4 protein-coding genes are annotated in these 19,753 nt (G+C 67.6%); all 4 read left to right on the forward strand.

The genetic code is table 11. The features are described from left to right. Positions 1 to 4,473, forward strand: a 4,473-nt coding sequence (locus ASD69_RS17435; RefSeq protein ID WP_157499295.1) for a non-ribosomal peptide synthetase, incomplete at its 5' end; no start/stop codon positions are given. After that, the coding region (locus tag ASD69_RS17440) for a non-ribosomal peptide synthetase (protein WP_235567258.1) at positions 4,473 to 11,714 on the forward strand (7,242 nt) is incomplete at its 3' end. The genes ASD69_RS17435 and ASD69_RS17440, both read left to right, overlap by 1 nt. Before the next feature lie 2,970 nt (positions 11,715 to 14,684). Beyond that, on the forward strand, positions 14,685 to 15,434 hold a 750-nt coding region (locus tag ASD69_RS22800), incomplete at its 3' end, for a condensation domain-containing protein (protein WP_255357239.1). A 1,792-nt stretch (positions 15,435 to 17,226) separates the two neighbouring features. Then, positions 17,227 to 19,753, forward strand: a 2,527-nt coding sequence (locus ASD69_RS22805; protein ID WP_235567260.1) for a condensation domain-containing protein, incomplete at its 3' end; no start/stop codon positions are given.

Genomic DNA, 19,753 nt, shown 5'->3' on the forward strand with positions numbered 1-19,753 from the left:
GAATGGGCGATGGCGCTGCTGTCGGGCGGCACGCTGTGCCTGGCGCCGCGGCATCGGCTGTTGCCGGGCGAACCGTTGCTGGCGACGCTGCGCGATCRCGCGATCACGCATGCGACCCTGCCGGGCAGCGCCCTGCAGACGCTGGGCGAGGCGGAGCTGCCGCAGCTGCGCACGCTGGTGGTGGCGGGTGARGCCTGCCCGGTCGCGCTGGCCGAGCGYTGGCGGGGACGGCTGTCGTTCTTCAACGCCTACGGCCCGACCGAAGGCACGGTYTGCGCGAGCATCGAACGCTGCCAGGAAGAAAACGATCGGACGGTGCCGATCGGGCGGCCGCTGCCGAACACGAAGCTGCACGTGCTGGACGCGCGTGGCGAAGTGGTGCCGGTGGGGGTGGTGGGCGAGATCCACCTGGGCGGCGCGGGTGTCACGCGCGGTTAYCTGGGTCGCGAGGCRCTGACGGCGGAACGTTTCGTGGCCGATCAYATCGGCGGCGTTGCCGGCGAGCGGCTGTATCGCACGGGCGACCTGGGCCGGTACCGGTCMGATGGACGGCTGGAATGCCTGGGGCGTGTGGATTTCCAGGTCAAGCTGCGCGGYCATCGCATCGAGATCGGCGAGATCGAGACGCAGCTGGAAGCGCTGCCGGGCGTGGCCGAGGCGGCGGTGCTGCTGCTGGGCGAAGGCGCGGACGCGCGKCTKGTGGCGTACTGGGCAGCGGCGGGCGAGGAAGAAGAGAGCGCGGCGAGCCTGCGCGCGCAGCTGGCCTCGCGCCTGCCGGACTACATGCTGCCGTCTTCGCTGGTGGCGATGGCGCAGTTGCCGCGCACGGCCAACGGCAAGCTGGATCGTGCGGCGTTGCCGACGACGCAGTCGGGCGCGGTGGCGCAACGAGAGTACGAGGCTCCGCAGGGCGAGGTGGAAGAGACCCTCGCGCGGCTGTGGCAGGAACTGCTTGAGGTGCCGCGCGTGGGCCGGCACGACCATTTCTTCGAACTGGGTGGACATTCGCTGCTGGCGGTCACGATGGTCGAACGCTTGCGGCACGAGGGGTGGAGTGCGGGCGTGCGCGACCTGTTCGTCGCGCCGACATTGAGCGCCTATGCCGCGGCTCTGGTGCCGGCCGCAGCGGCGGCGCAGGTGCCTCAGCCGCAAGGCATTCCTGTCGGTACCGCGCACATCACGCCGGAACTGCTGCCGCTGGTCGACCTGACCCAGGCGCAGATCGACCGCATCGCCGAGATGGTGCCGGGCGGCACGACCAACATCCAGGACATCTGTCCGTTGCTGCCGATGCAGACCGGCATGCTGTTCCATCATCTCTTGGAGCAGGAAGGCGATCCCTATCTGTCCTGCACGGTGATCGCTTTCGCGGAGCGTGCGCGATTGGACGATTTCGTCGGAATCTTCAACCGGCTGATCGGGCGCCATGACATCCTCCGCATCTCCCTGGCGTGGGAGGGACTGGCGCAGCCCGTCCAGGTGATCTGGCGCGAGGCCCGCCTGCCGGTGCACGAGCTGGAGGTGCCGGAAGACGAGGATGCGTTGGCCGTGCTCACGGCGCGTACCGACCACCGCTTGCGGCTCGACCTGAAATGCGCGCCGCTGCTGGCCGCCTATGTCGTGCACGACCAGGCGCGTGACGAGTGGCTGCTCGGATTCGTGAGCCATCACCTGATCGTCGATCACCGCTCGCTGGAAGTGCTGATGGACGAGCTGCATCGATGCCTGCTCGACGAAACGGTTGCATTGCCGCCGTCGCTGCCCTTGCGCGAACAGGTGGCGGCGGCGATCGCGGTGCCGGTCGAGGCGCACGAAAGCTATTTCCGCGACCAGCTTGGCGACGTCGACGAGCCGACTGCGCCTTTCGGCATCTTCGACGTACAGCAGGGCGCCGGTACCTTGTCGGTCGACCAGCGTTTTCTCGCGGCAGAGCGGGCGCGACGCGTGCGCGAACTGGCTCGCCAGCAGCAGGTCCCGCCGGCGGTCCTGTTCCATGTGGCGTATGCCCTGCTGCTGGGGCCGTGCAGTGGCCGCGACGATGTCGTGTTCGGCACTGTGTTGGCGGGGCGCATGCACGGTGCCGATGGCGCGGACACCGCGTTGGGCATGTTCGTCAACAGCCTGCCGCTGCGCGTGCGTCTGGCCGGCGCCGACGCGCCTTCGTTGTTGCAGGACTGCTATCGCGATCTGGCCAGTCTGTTCGATCACGAGCATGCGCCGTTGGCGCTGGCGCAGCGCATGAGCGGCGTGCCGGCGGGTCGGCCGCTGTTCACCGCCTTGCTCAACTACCGGCATAACGCGACGCCGGCCAGCGGTCGGGCAGAAGATGCACCGACCGGCATCCGCATCGTGGCCGACTACGGCGACCATGCGAACTACCCGCTGACGCTCAAGATCAACGATTTCGGCGACGATTTCGGCATCACCGCCGAGTGTGCCGACGGCATCGACGCGACGCGCATGCTCGACTATCTGGAGCAGGCCATCGATGGCCTGCTCAACGCGCTGGATTCGGATGGCGCGCTCGATGGATTCTCGCTATTGAGCGAGACCGAGCAGCGGCAGTTGGTGGAGGGCTTCAACGATACGCGCCGGGATTACCCGCGCGATGGCCTGCTGCACGAGGAGTTCTCGCGGCATGCGGCCGCGCAGCCGGATGCGGTGGCGCTGGAATGCGGCGGCGAGCGGCTCAGCTATCGCGAGCTCGACCAGCGTGCCAATCGTCTTGCGCATTATCTGGTGAGCCTGGGTGTCGGCCCGGATCAACGCGTTGCCATCGTGCTGCCGCGCGGGATCGAGATGGTGCTCGGCATGCTGGCCGTGTTGAAGGCCGGTGGCGCGTATGTGCCGCTGGAACCGCAGCAGCCGCGCGAACGCCTGGCATGGCTGTTGGCCGACACCGCGCCCGCGGTGGTGCTCAGCGGTTCGGACTGGGAAGACGGCTTGCCCGCGCTCGACATGCCGGTGCTGCGCTTCGATGTCGAGTGCGCTGCGCTGCTGCAGCGTCCCATGCCGGAAGCGCCAGTCGTGCCTGCGCTGCGTGCGGACCATCTGTGCTACGTCATGTACACCTCCGGCTCGACCGGACGGCCAAAAGGGGTGATGGTCGAGCACCGGCAGGTATTGCGGCTGGCGATCAACAATCCCTATTGCACCCTGACCGTTAAAGACACGGTCGCGCATGCGGCCAATCCCGCCTTCGACGCGTCTACCTGGGAAGTCTGGGGTGCGCTGTTGGCCGGTGCGCGCCTGTTGATCGTGCCACAGGAAGATGTGCTGGCGCCGGCGCGTCTGGTGGACTGTCTGCGCGCCGGATGCGTGAGCGCGCTGTGGCTTTCGGTCGGGCTGTTCAACCAGTACGAGGCGGCGCTGCACCCGATCTTCGGGCAACTGCGGTACCTGTTGGTCGGTGGCGATGCGCTCGACCCGGCGGTGATGGCACGGGCGATGAATGCGGGCGATCGCCCGCTGCATGTCGTCAACGGCTACGGCCCCACGGAGAGCACCACCTTCGCCTGCACGCACGAGCTGGATGCGCGCGACCTGGACGGTCGTCCGATCCCGATCGGGCGTCCGATCGCCAACACCCGCATCTACATCCTCGGTGCGGCGGGCGAGGTGATGCCGCTCGGCGCGGTCGGCGAAATCCATATCGGCGGCGACGGCGTCGCACGCGGCTACTGGAACCAGCCCCAGCGGACCCTCGAACATTTCCTGCCGGATCCGTTCGTGCCGGGCGCGCGCATGTACCGCAGCGGCGATCGCGGACGCTATCGCCCCGACGGCACCATCGAGTACCTGGGCCGTGTCGACGGTCAGGTCAAGATCCGCGGATTCCGCGTCGAGACCGGCGAGATCGAAGCGGCGCTGCGCGCATTGCCGGGGATCGGCGAGGCGGTGGTGCTGGTGCATGTGACGGAAGGTGGCGAAAAGTCGCTGGTCGCCTATGTCGTGCCGGTCGACGCCGGTGCCGGTCAGGAGCAGGTGCACGCATGGCGTGAAGCCTTGCGCGCGTCGCTGCCGGACTACATGTTGCCCTCGGCCTTCGTCGAGTTGCCGGCCATGCCGCTCAATGCGAACGGCAAGCTGGACCGGCGTGCGCTGCCGTCGCCGGATGTCGGATTGCGCGCGGCACGCGCCTATCGCGCCCCGGAAGGCGAGACGGAACTGGCCTTGGCCGAGATTTGGCAGCAATTGCTGGAAGTGCCGCGTGTCGGCCGCGACGACGATTTCTTCGCGCTGGGCGGGCATTCGCTGCTCGCGGTCACCTTGTCGGTGCATGTGCAGGAGCGATTCCACATCGAGTTGCCGCTGAAGACGGTCTTCGAGATGGGACGCCTGGAAATGCTGGCCGGCGCGATCGAAGCGGCGCAGTTGGCGCTGCCGTCCGAGCAGGACCTCAGCGCCATGCAAGCCGAACTGGACGCGCTGTCCGACGAAGAACTGCAAGCTTTCCTTGGGGATACGGTTTGATGAGCACGGATACGCTTTCGCGTGAGGCACTGCTGCGCGCAGCGCTGTTGAAGAAGATCCAGCAGCAGTCGCGCGGCGTGGCGCCGATCGTGCCAGGGCCAAGGCCGGCGCACGTGCCGCTGTCGCTTGCCCAGCAGCGTTTGTGGTTCCTGTGCGAACTGGATCCGGGCGCCAGCCAGGCCAGTCACATTTCCTCGGCACTGCGGCTTAGCGGGCAACTCGATCGCGCTGCGATGGAGCAAGCCTTCGCGCAATTGATCGCACGGCACGAGAGCCTGCGCACCCACTTTGCGCAGGAAGACGGCGTACCTTGCCAGGTCGTGGCCGAGGATCTGGGCGGATTCGCCCTGGCCATTCGCGATCTGCGCGGCGATGCCCAAGCCGATGCGCGCTTGCCGGCCGAACTGGCCGAATCCATGCAACAGCCGTTCGACCTGAGTCGCGGTCCCTTGCTGAGAGTCGGCCTGTGGCAGATGCGCGACGACGAGCACGTGCTGCTCATCACCATGCACCACCTCATTACCGACGGTTGGTCGCTGGGCGTGCTCGTGCGGGAATTCGCCGGGCTGTATGCCGCGGCTTGCGAGGGCAGGGCGCTGTCGCTGCCGCCGTTGCCTATCCAATACGCCGACTACGCCATCTGGCAGCGCAACGAATACGGCGGCGAAGCACTGGAAAAGCAACTGGCCTACTGGCGTTCGCTGCTTGCCGGCGCGCCTGAGGGCGTGGAGCTTCCGACCGATCATCCGCGCCCCGCCATGCAGAGCCACCGCGGTGGCAGCCTGCCGATCGAGTTGCCGGAGACGCTGGCGCAGGACCTGCGCACGTTCGCCGCGAACTCGGGCGTCACCCCCTACATGGTGTTGCTCGCCGCCTGGGCGTTGTGGCTTGCGCGACGCTCCGGCCAGGACGATATCGTGGTCGGCTCACCGGTCGCCGGCCGCACGCGTCGCGAAATCGAGGGCCTGATCGGCTTCTTCGTCAACACGTTGGCCTTGCGCGTGCGTCTTCCGCAGGAGCTGACCGTGGCGGACCTGCTGGCGCAGGTCAAGGAGACCACGCTGGCCGCGTTTGCGCATCAGGCCGTGCCGTTCGAACAGGTGGTCGATGCCGTGCGCCCGGCGCGCAGCCTTGGCCGGAGCCCGTTGTTCCAGACCATGGTGGCGCTCAACAACACGCCCGACGCGGGCGAGCTGAGCCTGCCGGGCTTGACCTTCTCGCCCTGCGCCACAACGCATACCACCACGCATTTCGAACTGTCGCTGGCCTTGAGCGACGGCGGCGATGCGCTGTCCGGCGCGATCGAATACGCCAGCGATCTGTTCGACGAAGACACCGTGCGCACGTTCGCCCAGGAGTGGCAGAGACTGCTTGCCGGCATGCTGGCCAACGAGTCGGCCGAAGTGTGGGCGCTGCCTTTGATGTCCGTCGGGGAGTCGGCGCGCCTGTGGCAACTGCAGAACGACACCGCGTCCACATACGCGCAGGACAGCCTGCTGCATGAGCGCTTCGAGGCGCGCGTGGCGGAACAGCCGGATGCCGAGGCGCTGGTATGCGGAGACGTCAGGCTCAGTTATCGCGAATTGGACGAGCGTGCCAACCGCTTGGCGGCGCATCTGCGCGAGCGTGGTGTAGCGTCGGCGGAGCGTGTGGCGCTGTGCCTGCCGCGCGGCGTGGAAATGGTGGTGGCGATGCTCGCGGTGCTCAAGGCGGGCGCGGTGTACGTGCCGCTGGACCCGGAATACCCGCGCGAGCGCCTGCTGCATATCCTGCAGGACGCGACGCCGCAGCTGGTGCTGCGACGGGCGGCGGACGATACGTCGCTGCCGGACGGAAGCTGGGAAGTACTGGAGTGGGAGCGCCTGCCATGGACTGCTCCGGCAACCGCCCCTGCGCAGGCCAAGCGCAATGCCGAATCGCTGTGCTGCCTGATCTATACCTCTGGTTCCACTGGCCGCCCCAAGGGCGTGATGTTGCGCCATCGCAACCTGGTCAACCTGGCCAGTTCGACCTCGCCCATCGCTTTCGCCCAAGGCATGCGCTTGGCGCATGCGGCCAATATCGCCTTCGACGCAGCGAGCTGGGAAATCTGGGGCGCATTGTGCAACGGTGCCTGCCTGGTCGTGGTCTCGGCCGACGAGCTGCTGGACGCCGAGCGCCTGTCCGCATTGCTTGAGCGCGAACAGGTGGCGGTGCTGCACCTCACGGTCGGACTGTTCCACCAGCATGCTGAGGCCATGGCGCCTGCGTTCTCGCGCCTTTCGGCTCTGTTGTTCGGCGGCGAGAAGGCGGATGCGCAAAAGGTGCGGCGCCTCTTGGCTTCCGGGCACGCGCCGCCTCGGCTGGTGCAGTGCTACGGCCCGACCGAAACCACCACGTTCGCCAGCTGTGAGGTGATCGAGACGCTGCGGTTCGCGGCGAAGACCGTGCCGCTGGGCCGGCCGCTGCCCAATATGCGCTTGTATGTGCTGGACGGTCGCGGCGAACCCGTGCCCGAAGGCGTCGTCGGCGAGATCTACATCGCCGGCGCCGGCGTATCGGCAGGCTATTGGCAGAACGATGCTCTGACCCTGGAGCGCTTCATGCCGGACCCGCGCGGCGAAACGCCCGATGCGCGGATGTACCGCACCGGAGACCTGGCGCGGCGCCTGGCCGACGGCCGGCTCGAATACATGGGGCGCAACGATTTCCAGGTGAAGGTCCGTGGCTACCGGATCGAACCCGCGGAAATCGAAGCGGCGTTGTGCGCCTGCGAAGGCGTGCGAGAGGCCGTGGTGATCGCGCGCGAGGACATGCCGGGCGACAAGCGCCTGGTCGCCTACGTGCGCTGCGAGGACACCGCGACGGCGACGGCGGAGACCTTCCGCGCCAGCCTGGCTTCGCGCTTGCCGGAGTACATGTTGCCCTCGGCCTATGTGCACATGGCCGAGTGGCCGTTGACCGCCCATGGCAAGCTCGACCGCTCCGCGCTGCCCGCACCCCAGGAACAAGTGCGCACCGCGCGGACTTATTCCGCACCGGAAGGCGAGACGGAGCAAGGCCTGGCCGCGATATGGCAAGGCCTGCTCGGTGTCGAGCGCGTCGGCCGCGACGATCACTTCTTCGAACTTGGCGGCCATTCGCTGCTGGTCGTGCGCCTGCGTTCGCAGGTGCGCGCCACGTTCGGCATCGATCTGCCGCTCAAGGCGGTGTTCAATCGCCCCCAGCTGCGCGAGCTCGCAGCCGAGTTGCAGGACATCTCGCGCAGCGACATCGGCACCATCGCGCGCGCCGATCGCAGCGGCCATTTGCCGCTGTCGCTCGCACAGCAGCGGCTGTGGTTCCTGGCCAGTTTCGATGAGCGCGCCAGCCTCGCTTACCACATGCCATCGGCCTTGCGATTGACCGGCAGCCTCAATCGCGCGGCGATGAAGGCCGCGTTGGATCGTCTGGTCGCCCGTCAGGAGGGCCTGCGCGCGCGCTTCGTCGAGGTCGAGGGCGTGCCGTACCAGGCCTTCGCGCCGGAAGATGTCGGCTTTGCGCTGGTCGAGCACGATCTGGCGCATCTGCCGGCCGATCAGCTCGAGCGCGTGGTGCGCGCACAGGCGGAAGAAGAGGCCGCTGCCCCGTTCGACTTCACGCAGGGGCCGCTGATCCGCGGCCGTCTGCTGCGCTTGGCTGATGACGAGCATGTGTTGCTGGTCACGCAGCATCACATCGTCAGTGACGGTTGGTCCGTCGCTGTCATGGTGCGCGAATTCGCCCAGTTGTACGCCGCGTTCTGCGAGAACCGGCCGGATCCCTTGCCACCGCTGGAGATCCAGTACGCCGACTACGCCGTATGGCAGCGCAATTGGTTGCAAGGCGACGAACTCGAGCGGCAGACCGCCTTCTGGCGCGAGCATCTGGGCGGCGCGCCGGAGTTGCTGGCGCTGCCCACCGATCGGCCGCGTCCCCTCGTGCAAAGCCATGCCGGCGCCACGGCAACATTCGAACTGCCGGCCGAACTGGGAGGCCGTTTGCGCGCCTTGGCGCAGCGCCATGGCGTCACACCGTACATGGTGGTGCTGGCAGCTTGGGCTGCGTTGCTGTCGCGCCTGTCGGGGCAGCAGGACGTGGTGGTCGGCACGCCGGTGGCCAACCGTCAGCGGCGCGAAGTCGAGGGCTTGCTCGGCTTCTTCGTCAACACGCTGGCGCTGCGGGTGCGGCTGGATGGACAGGCGAATGTGGCCGACCTGCTGGCGCAGGTGAAGGACACGGCACTGGCGGCCTTCGCGCACCAGGAGCTGCCCTTCGAGCAGGTCGTCGAGGTGATGCAGCCCGTGCGCAGCCTCAGCCATGGCCCCCTGGTGCAGACGAGTTTCAGCTGGGGCGGTCAGTCCAACGACGGCCCTCTGGAGCTGCCGGGTCTGGTGCTGTCCTCGATGAAGTCCGAATTGGATACCACCCAGTTCGACGTGGCGTTGAACATGGCGGAGTCGGAAGATGCATGGTCCGGCGCGCTGGTCTACGCCAGCGATCTGTTCGATCGCGGGACGATCGAGCGCTTCATCGGCTGTTTCGCGACCCTGCTCGACGCCATGGCCGCCGACGATGCGGCCTGCGTGGCGACATTGCCGATGTTGACGCGCCCGCAGCGGCATCATCTCTTGCACGAGCTCAATGCCACCGCGGCCGAGTATCCACGCGACGCGCTGATTCACGGATTGTTCGAGCAGCAAGCGGCACGCCGTGCGGATGCAATCGCGGTCGTGTGCGACGGCGAATCGATCAGCTACGGCGAGCTGAACGCCCGGGCCAATCGCCTGGCGCATCACTTGATCGCGCAGGGCGTAGGCCCCGACGATCGCGTGGCGATCTGCATCGAGCGCAGCGCCGACCTGATCGTCGGCCTGCTGGGCATCCTGAAAGCGGGTGGCGCCTATGTGCCGCTGGACCCGTCCTATCCTGCCGAGCGCCTCTCGATCCTGCTGGAAGACAGCGCGCCGAAGGTACTGATCACGCATTCGGACATCGAAGCGCACCTGCCCTTGACCGATGTGCCGGTGCTGCGTCTCGATATGGATCTCCGGGTACTGGAGCGCCACCTTCCCGCGCACAATCCCGATCGGGGCGATCAGGGCCTCTGCTCGCGCCACCTGGCCTACGTGATCTACACGTCTGGATCGGCCGGTACGCCCAAGGGCGTGATGGTCGAGCACCGTAACGTGAACCGGCTGGTGATCAACAACCCGTATTTCCAGGCGGGTGACGACGACTGCCTGGTGCACGCGGCCAATCCGGCCTTCGACGCGGCAACCTGGGAAATCTGGGGCGCGCTGCTCAATGGCGCGCGGCTGCTGGTGTTGCCGCCGGCCGATGTGCTGGATGCGCGTCGATTCGACGAGCAACTGCTGGCCCACGGCGCCACCGCGATGTGGATGACGGTCGGCCTGTTCAACCAGTACGCGCCGAGCATGCAGGCGTCGCTGGCGCAGCTGCGCTATCTGCTGGTCGGCGGCGACGCACTCGATCCGCGCACGATCCGCAGCGTGCTGGCGCAGGCGCAGCGTCCGGCGCACCTGATCAACGGTTACGGTCCTACCGAGACCACGACGTTCGCTTGCACGCACTTGATCGAGGCGCTGGCCGAAGACGCCACTTCGGTACCGATTGGCCGTCCGATCGCGAACACGCAGGTCTACATTCTGGATGCGCATGGCGCACCGGTGCCGGTGGGCGTGGCGGGCGAGCTTCATATCAGCGGCGATGGCGTGGCGCGCGGCTATCTGAACCAGCCGTCGCTGACGGCCGAGCGGTTCGTGCGCGATCCGTTCAGTGCCGATCCGCAGGCACGCATGTACAAAACCGGCGACCTCGGTCGCTGGCTGCCGGACGGCACCATCGAGTACCTGGGGCGCAACGATTTCCAGGTGAAGATCCGTGGCTTCCGCATCGAGCTGGGCGAGATCGAGGCCCGACTGGCGGCGTGTGCCGACGTGCGCGAGGCGGTGGTGCTGGCGCGGGAGGACGTGCCGGGCGACAAACGGCTAGTGGCGTATGTGGTACCGGCGGCGGGAGCGGAGCCGACCGGGGTGCAGTTGCGCGAAGCGCTGCAAACGCAATTGCCTGAGTACATGGTGCCGAGCGCCTTCATGGTGCTCGACGCGTTCCCGCTGACGCCGAACGGCAAGCTGGATCGCAAGGCGCTGCCCGCGCCGGACGGCAGCTCGCTGGTGCAGCGCGAGTACGAAGCGCCGCAAGGCGAGATCGAACAGGGGTTGGCGGAGATCTGGCAGCAACTGCTAGGCATCGAGCGCGCGGGCCGGAACGACCATTTCTTCGAGCTGGGCGGCCATTCGCTGTTGGCCGTGCAGTTGGTGTCGCACGTGCGCGAGCGGCTGGGAGTGGAAGTGCCGCTGCGCGAGTTGTTCGCGCGGCCGGTGCTGCAGGCGTTCGCCCAGGCTGTGTGCGACGCCGGCACCAGTACCTTGGGCCGGATCGTCAAGGTCGGGCGCGATCAACCGCTGCCGTTGTCGTTGTCGCAGCAACGCCTGTGGTTCATCGATCAGCTGGATGCATCCGCGAGCCGCGCGTATCACATGCCGGCGGCGCTGCGCCTGAGCGGCAGTCTGCACCGCGATGCGCTGAAGCAGGCGCTGGACACGCTGGTGGAGCGCCAGGAGGGCCTGCGTGCGCGCCTGGTTGCGGTCGATGGCGTGCCGCACCAGGTGTTCGCACCCGAGGACATCGGCTTTGCCCTGGCAGAGCACGACCTCACGCAGTTGCCCGCCGAGGACCGCGAGCAGGCGGTACGCGAGCAGGCGGTCGACGAAGCGGGCGCGCCCTTCGACTTGAGCCAGGGGCCGCTGATCCGCGGTCGCTTGCTGCGTACTGGCGAAGAGGAACATGTGCTGCTGATTACCCAGCATCACATCGTCAGCGACGGCTGGTCGATCGGTATCATCATTCGCGAGTTCGCGCAGTTGTATGCGGCCTATAGCGATGGGCTGGCCAATCCGTTGCCGGCGCTGGACATCCAGTACGCCGATTACGCGGCTTGGCAGCGCGGCTGGCTGCAAGGTGAGGAACTGGATCGGCAGACGGCGTTCTGGCGCGATCACCTGGTGGGTGCACCGGCCCTGTTGGAGTTGCCGACCGACCGTCCGCGTCCGCCGGTGCAGCGTTATGCCGGGTCCGTGGTGCCGGTGGCGTTGTCGGCCGAGTTGGCCGGCAAGCTGCGCGTGCTGGCGCAGTCGCACGGCACCACGTTGTTTGCGGTANCGTTATGCCGGGTCCGTGGTGCCGGTGGCGTTGTCGGCCGAGTTGGCCGGCAAGCTGCGCGTGCTGGCGCAGTCGCACGGCACCACGYTGTTTGCGGTRTTGCTGGCCGGCTGGTCGCTGCTGCTGTCGCGGCTGTCGGGTCAGGACGATGTCGTCGTGGGCGTGCCGGTGGCCAACCGGCAGCGGCGCGAGGTGGAGGCGCTGGTCGGCTTCTTCGTCAACACGCTGGCCTTGCGTACGCGCCTGTCGGAGCCGTTGACGGTGGCAGGCCTGCTGGCGCAGGTGAAGGAAACGACGCTGGAGGCGTTCGCGCACCAGGAGCTGCCGTTCGAACAGGTGGTGGAAGCGGTACAGCCGGCGCGCAGCCTGAGCCACAGTCCGCTGTTCCAGGTGATGCTGTCCTTGAACAACACGCCCGGCGGCGATGCGATGGAGCTGCCTGGCCTGACGCTGTCGCAGGTNAGCCTGAGCCACAGTCCGCTGTTCCAGGTGATGCTGTCCTTGAACAACACGCCCGGCGGCGATGCGATGGAGCTGCCTGGCCTGACGCTGTCGCAGGTGCAAAGCGAACACACCATTGCGCAGTTCGATCTGTCGCTGTCGTTGAACGATGGCGGCGCGGGCCTGCATGGCGGCATCGACTATGCGGTGGACCTGTTCGACCGCAGCACGGTCGAACGCCTCGCTGGCCACTTCATGACTGTGCTGGAGGCGATGGCCACGTCCGACGCGCAGGCCGTCGCCACGCTGCCGGTCATGACGGCCGTGCAGCGGGCACAGGTGCTGGAAGGCTTCAATGCCACGGCGACCGACTATCCGCAGGATGCGCTGATCCACGAACTGTTCGAAGGACGGGTGGACGCGCAGCCGGATGCACTAGCGGTACGCGACGGGTCCGGGTCTTTGAGCTACGCCGAACTGGACGCCCGGGCGAACCGCCTGGCGCACGAGCTGATCGCGCAGGGCGTGGGCCCGGATGCGCGTGTCGCGATCTGCGTCGAGCGCAGCGTGGAGATGGTGGTTGGCCTGCTGGGTATCCTCAAGGCCGGTGGCGCCTACGTGCCGCTGGACCCGGACTACCCGCTGGAACGCCTGGCTTTCATGCTGCAGGACAGCGCGCCGTCGCTGCTGTTGACGCAATCGTCGCTGGCGGATCGGCTGCCGGCGCATGCGGTGGCGACGCTGTGCCTGGACGATGCGGCGGCGCCCTGGGCGGCGCGGCCGGCGCACCGGCCCGATCCGCAGGCCCTGGGCCTGGGCTCGCGCCACCTGGCGTACATGATCTACACCTCCGGATCGACCGGTCAGCCCAAGGGCGTGATGAACGAGCATCGGGGTGCGGTGAATCGGTTGCTGTGGGCGCAACGCGAATACCGGCTGGATGCCGACGATCGTGTGCTGCAGAAGACGCCGTTCGGCTTCGACGTGTCGGTGTGGGAATTCTTCCTGCCGCTACTGGCCGGCGCTGGTCTGGTGATGGCGCGGCCGGGCGGCCATCGCGATCCGGAGTACCTGCAGGCGTTGATCGAAGCCGAGGGCATCACGACGATGCACTTCGTGCCTTCGATGCTGGCCGAGTTCGTGTCGCAGGTGCGCGATGCGCGCTGCCGTTCGCTGCGCCAGGTGCTGTGCAGCGGCGAGGCGCTGCCGCATGGCGTGCTGCAGCGGGCCAGTCAGGCCTTGCCGCAGGTGGCCTGGCATAACCTGTACGGCCCGACCGAAGCGGCGATCGACGTGACGGCGTGGCCGTGCCGTGTCGGCGCCTACGGCGAGGTGGTGCCGATCGGCCGGCCGATCGCCAACACGCAGATGTACATCCTCGACGCGCAGGGTGCCCCGGTGCCGGTGGGCGTGGCGGGCGAGCTCCATATCGGCGGCGATGGCGTGGCGCGCGGGTACTGGAACCGCGAGGCGCTGACGGCCGAGCGGTTCGTGCGCGATCCGTTTAGTGCCGACCCACTGGCGCGCATGTACAAGACCGGCGACCTCGGTCGCTGGCTGCCGGACGGCAATATCGAGTACCTGGGGCGCAACGATTTCCAGGTGAAGATCCGCGGCTTCCGCATTGAGCTGGGCGAGATCGAGGCCAAATTGAGCGCCTGCGCCGGCGTGCGCGAGGCCGTGGTGCTGGCTCGGGAGGACGTGTCGGGCGACAAGCGACTGGTGGCGTACCTGACGGCGGACCAGGACCTTGCGGTGGCCGAGCTGCGTGCGCGTCTGTCGGTGGAGTTGCCCGACTACATGGTGCCCAGTGCCTTCGTGGTGCTCGACGTGTTCCCGCTGACGCCGAACGGCAAGCTGGATCGCAAGGCGCTGCCCGCGCCGGACGGCAACTCGCTGATGCAGCGCGAGTACGAAGCGCCGCAAGGCGAGATCGAACAAGGGCTTGCGGAGATCTGGCAGTCGCTGCTGAAGATCGAACAGGTGGGTCGCCACGATCACTTCTTCGAACTGGGCGGCCATTCCCTGCTGGCCGTGCAGTTGGTCTCGNGTGCAGCGCGAGTACGAAGCGCCGCAAGGCGAGATCGAACAGGGGCTGGCCGAGATCTGGCAGTCGCTGCTGAAGATCGAACAGGTGGGTCGCCACGATCACTTCTTCGAACTGGGCGGCCATTCCCTGCTGGCCGTGCAGTTGGTCTCGCGCGTGCGCGAGCGACTGGGAGTGGAGGTGCCGCTGCGCGAGCTCTTCGTCCATCCGGTGCTGCATGCGTTTGCGCAGGCGGTGGGCCAGGCCGGTACGAGCACCTTGGGCCGCATCGAGCGCGTCGATCGCGATCAACCGCTGCCGTTGTCGTTGTCGCAGCAGCGCCTGTGGTTCATCGACCAGCTGGATGCATCCGCGAGCCGCGCGTATCACATGCCGGCGGCGCTGCGCCTGAGCGGCAGCCTGCACCGCGATGCATTGAAGCAGGCGCTGGACACGCTGGTGGCGCGCCAGGARGGCCTGCGYGCGCGCCTGGTTGCGGTCGATGGCGTGCCGCACCARGTSTTCGCACCCGARGACATCGGCTTCGCCCTGGCCGAGCACGACCTCTCAGGAAGGCCTGCGTGCGCGCCTGGTTGCGGTCGATGGCGTGCCGCACCAAGTGTTCGCACCCGAGGACATCGGCTTCGCCCTGGCCGAGCACGACCTCACGCAGTTGCCCGCCGAGACCCGCGAGCAGGCGGTACGCGAGCAGGTGGAGGCCGAAGCCGTGGCACCGTTCGACTTCGAGCGGGGGCCGCTGATCCGCGGCCGCTTGCTGCGTGCGGCCGACGAGGAGCACGTGCTGCTGATTACCCAGCACCACATCGTCAGCGACGGCTGGTCGACCGGGGTCATCATTCGCGAGTTCGCGCAGTTGTACGCGGCCTACAGCGAGGGGCGGGTCAACCCGCTGCCGGCGCTGGACATCCAGTACGCCGATTACGCGGTGTGGCAACGTGGCTGGCTGCAAGGCGAGGAACTGGAGCGGCAGACGACGTTCTGGCGCGAGCACCTGGTGGGCGCGCCGGCGCTGCTGGAGCTGCCGACCGACCGTGCGCGTCCTGCGGTGCAGAGTCATATCGGCGGTACCTTGCCCTTCGCGTTGTCGGCGGAACTGAGCGCGCGACTGAAGCAGTTGGGTCAGCGGCAGGGGGCGACGCTGTTCATGGTGTTGCTGGCCGGCTGGTCGCTGCTGCTGTCGCGGCTGTCGGGCCAGGACGACGTGGTGATCGGCACGCCGGTGGCGAACCGCNGCGACGCTGTTCATGGTGTTGCTGGCCGGCTGGTCGCTGCTGCTGTCGCGGCTGTCGGGCCAGGACGACGTGGTGATCGGCACGCCGGTGGCGAACCGCCAGCGGCGCGAAGTGGAGGCGCTGGTGGGCTTCTTCGTCAACACGCTGGCGCTGCGCGTGCGCGTGGGCGAGACAGCGAGCGTGGCGGAGCTGCTGGCGCAGGTGAAGAAAGCGACGCTGGGCGCGTTCGTGCACCAGGAACTGCCGTTCGAGCAGGTGGTGGAAGCGGTGCAGCCCGCGCGCAGTCTGAGCCACAGTCCGCTGTTCCAGGTGATGCTGTNGAGCGTGGCGGAGCTGCTGGCGCAGGTGAAGAAAGCGACGCTGGGCGCGTTCGTGCACCAGGAACTGCCGTTCGAGCAGGTGGTGGAAGCGGTGCAGCCGGCGCGCAGCCTGAGCCACAGTCCGCTGTTCCAGGTAATGCTGTCCCTGGACAACACGCCAGTAACCGACGATGTCCAGGCGTTGCCTGGACTGACGCTCTCATCCATCGCCGCCGAACATCCGGTGGCGAACTTCGATCTGTCGTTGTCGTTCAAGGACGATGGCGCCAGCCTGCACGGCGAGCTCAAGTACGCCATCGACTTGTTCGACCATACGACGATCGAGCGTTTCGCCGGCCATTTCATCACCCTGCTGGAAGGCATGGTGGCCGACGAGACGGTGTCGCCGGCGGYGCTGCCGATGATGACGTCGGCGCAGCGCGATCATGTGCTGTCGGACTTCAACGCGACCTCGGCCGAGTATCCGCAGGAATCGCTGATCCACGAGTTGTNCGCTGCCGATGATGACGTCGGCGCAGCGCGATCATGTGCTGTCGGACTTCAACGCGACCTCGGCCGAGTATCCGCAGGAATCGCTGATCCACGAGTTGTTCGAGCGACAGGCGGCCGAGCAGCCGGATGCGCTCGCGGTCATCTGCGGCGACTCCGCGCTGCGCTACGACGAGTTGAACGCGCGYGCCAACCGCATCGCGCATTACCTGATCGCGCAAGGCGTACAGGCGGACGATCGGGTCGCGCTGTGCGTCGAGCGCAGCGTGGACACGGTGGTSGGCCTGCTGGGCATCCTYAAGGCCGGTGGTGCCTACGTGCCGCTGGATCCGGAGCATCCGCCCGAGCGRCTGGCTTTCGTRCTCGAAGACTGCGCGCCGAAGCAGCTGTTGCTGCAATCGGGTCTGCGCGARCGGCTGCCGGCAAGTGCGGTGCCKCAACTGGCGYTGGACGACAGCGAAACGACGYTGGCCGCTTATCCGGACCACAATCCGGATATCCGTGCCCGCGGTGCGAGTTCGCGGCAGTTGATCTACATGATCTATACCTCCGGGTCCACCGGCATGCCCAAGGGCGTGATGGTCGAGCATCGCTCGGTGGTGAACCTGTGGTTGAGCCTGGAGCGCGCGGTGTTCGCTGGCCTGGCGAAGGCRGCCCGGGTGGGCCTGAATGCGTCGATCACCTTCGACTCYTCGGTGAAATCGCTGACGCAGCTGTTGTCCGGACGCACGCTGGTGATTTTCCCGCAGGCCGTTCGTCAGGACAGTGCGGCGCTGCTGGCGCACCTGCGCGAGCAGCGCGTGGACGCCTTCGACTGCACCCCGGCGCAGTTGGAGATGCTCCTGGGGGCAGGCTTCGCATCGGGCGGCGAGACGGGCGTGAGCACAGTGTTGATAGGCGGCGAAGCGATCTCGCTCTCGTTGTGGGAACGCCTGCGCCAAATCGACGGGGTCGAGTTCCACAACGTGTATGGCCCGACCGAATGCACGGTGGACGCGACGGGTCCACCGGCATGCCCAAGGGCGTGATGGTCGAGCATCGCTCGGTGGTGAACCTGTGGTTGAGCCTGGAGCGCGCGGTGTTCGCTGGCCTGGCGAAGGCRGCCCGGGTGGGCCTGAATGCGTCGATCACCTTCGACTCYTCGGTGAAATCGCTGACGCAGCTGTTGTCCGGACGCACGCTGGTGATTTTCCCGCAGGCCGTTCGTCAGGACAGTGCGGCGCTGCTGGCGCACCTGCGCGAGCACCGTGTGGACGCCTTCGACTGCACCCCGGCGCAGTTGGAGATGCTCCTGGGGGCAGGCTTCGCATCGGGCGGCGAGACGGGCGTGAGCACAGTGCTGATTGGCGGCGAAGCGATCTCGCTCTCGTTGTGGGAACGCCTGCGCCAAATCGACGGGGTCGAGTTCCACAACGTGTATGGCCCGACCGAATGCACGGTGGACGCGACAACCTGTGCGTTGGACGCCGCCGAATCGCCGAGCATCGGCAAGCCGCTGTCCAATATGCAGATCTACATCCTCGACGCGCAGGGTGGCCCGGTGCCGGTGGGCGTGGCCGGCGAGCTCCATATCGGCGGCGATGGCGTGGCGCGCGGGTACTGGAACCGCGAGGCGCTGACGGCCGAGCGGTTCGTGCGCGATCCGTTCAGYGCCGATCCGCAGGCGCGCATGTACAAGACCGGCGACCTCGGYCGCTGGCGGCCGGACGGCACCATCGAGTACCTGGGGCGCAACGATTTCCAGGTGAAGATCCGCGGCTTCCGCATCGAGCTGGGCGAGATCGAGGCCAGGCTGGCGGCCTGTGCCGGCGTGCGCGAGGCGGTGGTGCTGGCGCGGGAGGACGTGCCGGGCGACAAGCGGCTGGTGGCGTACCTGGCGGCGGACCAGGACCTTGCGGTGGCCGAGCTGCGTGCGCGTCTGTCGGTGGAGCTGCCCGACTACATGGTGCCCAGTGCCTTCGTGGTGCTCGACGCGTTCCCGCTGACGCCGAACGGCAAGCTCGATCGCAAGGCGTTGCCCGCGCCGGACGGCAGCTCGCTGGTGCAGCGCGAGTACGAGGCGCCGCAGGGCGCAATCGAGGACGCGCTGGCGGAGATCTGGCAGGCGCTGCTGAAGGTCGAGCAGGTGGGTCGCCACGATCACTTCTTCGAGCTGGGCGGCCATTCGTTGCTGGCCGTGCAGCTGGTCTCGCGCGTGCGCGAGCGGTTGGGGGTGGAAGTGCCGCTGCGCGAGCTCTTCGTCCATCCGGTGCTGCACGCGTTCGCGCAGGCGGTGGGCCAGGCCGGCGCGAGTACCTTGGGCCGCATCGAGCTCGTCGGCCGCGATCAACCGCTGCCGTTGTCGTTGTCGCAGCAACGCCTGTGGTTCATCGACCAGCTGGATGCATCCGCGAGCCGCGCGTATCACATGCCGGCGGCGCTGCGCTTGAGCGGGCAATTGAATCGTGATGCCCTGAAGGCCGCGCTCGATCGCGTGCTGGTCCGCCAGGAAGGTTTGCGTGCGCGAATCATCGCCGTGAATGGCGTACCGCAGCAGGTGTTCGCACCCGAAGACATCGGCTTTGCCCTGGCCGAGCACGACCTCTCGCAGTTGCCCGCCGAGACCCGCGAGCAGGCGGTGCGCGAGCAGGTGGAGGCCGAAGCCGTGGCGCTGTTCGACTTCGAACGGGGGCCGCTGATCCGCGGCCGCTTGCTGCGTACGGCCGACGAGGAGCACGTGTTGCTGATTACCCAGCACCACATCGTCAGCGACGGCTGGTCGACCGGGGTGATGGTGCGGGAGTTCGCGGCGCTGTACACCGCGTTCTGCGCAGGGCAGGGCGATCCGTTGCCACCTTTGGCGATCCAGTACGCCGATTACGCGGCTTGGCAGCGTGGCTGGCTGCAAGGCGAGGAACTGGAGCGACAGACGGCGTTCTGGCGCGATCACCTGGTGGGTGCACCGGCCCTGTTGGAGTTGCCGACCGACCGTCCGCGTCCGCCGGTGCAGCGTTATGCCGGGTCCGTGGTGCCGGTGGCGTTGTCGGCCGAGTTGGCCGGCAAGCTGCGCGTGCTGGCGCAGTCGCACGGCACCACGCTGTTTGCGGTGTTGCTGGCCGGCTGGTCGCTGCTGCTGTCGCGGCTGTCGGGTCAGGACGATGTCGTCGTGGGCGTGCCGGTGGCCAACCGGCAGCGGCGCGAAGTGGAGGCGCTGGTCGGCTTCTTCGTCAACACGCTGGCCTTGCGTACGCGCCTGTCGGAGCCGTTGACGGTAGCCGGCCTGCTGGCGCAGGTGAAGGAAACGACGCTGGAGGCGTTCGCGCACCAGGAACTGCCGTTCGAGCAGGTGGTGGAAGCGGTACAGCCGGCGCGTAGCCTGAGCCACAGTCCGCTGTTCCAGGTGATGCTGTCCTTGAACAACACGCCCGGCGGCGATGCGATGGAGCTGCCTGGCCTGACGCTGTCGCAGGTGCAAAGCGAACACACCATTGCGCAGTTCGATCTGTCGCTGTCGTTGAACGACGGCGGCA

The organism is Lysobacter sp. Root604 (assembly GCF_001427505.1).
GTDB lineage: Bacteria > Pseudomonadota > Gammaproteobacteria > Xanthomonadales > Xanthomonadaceae > Lysobacter.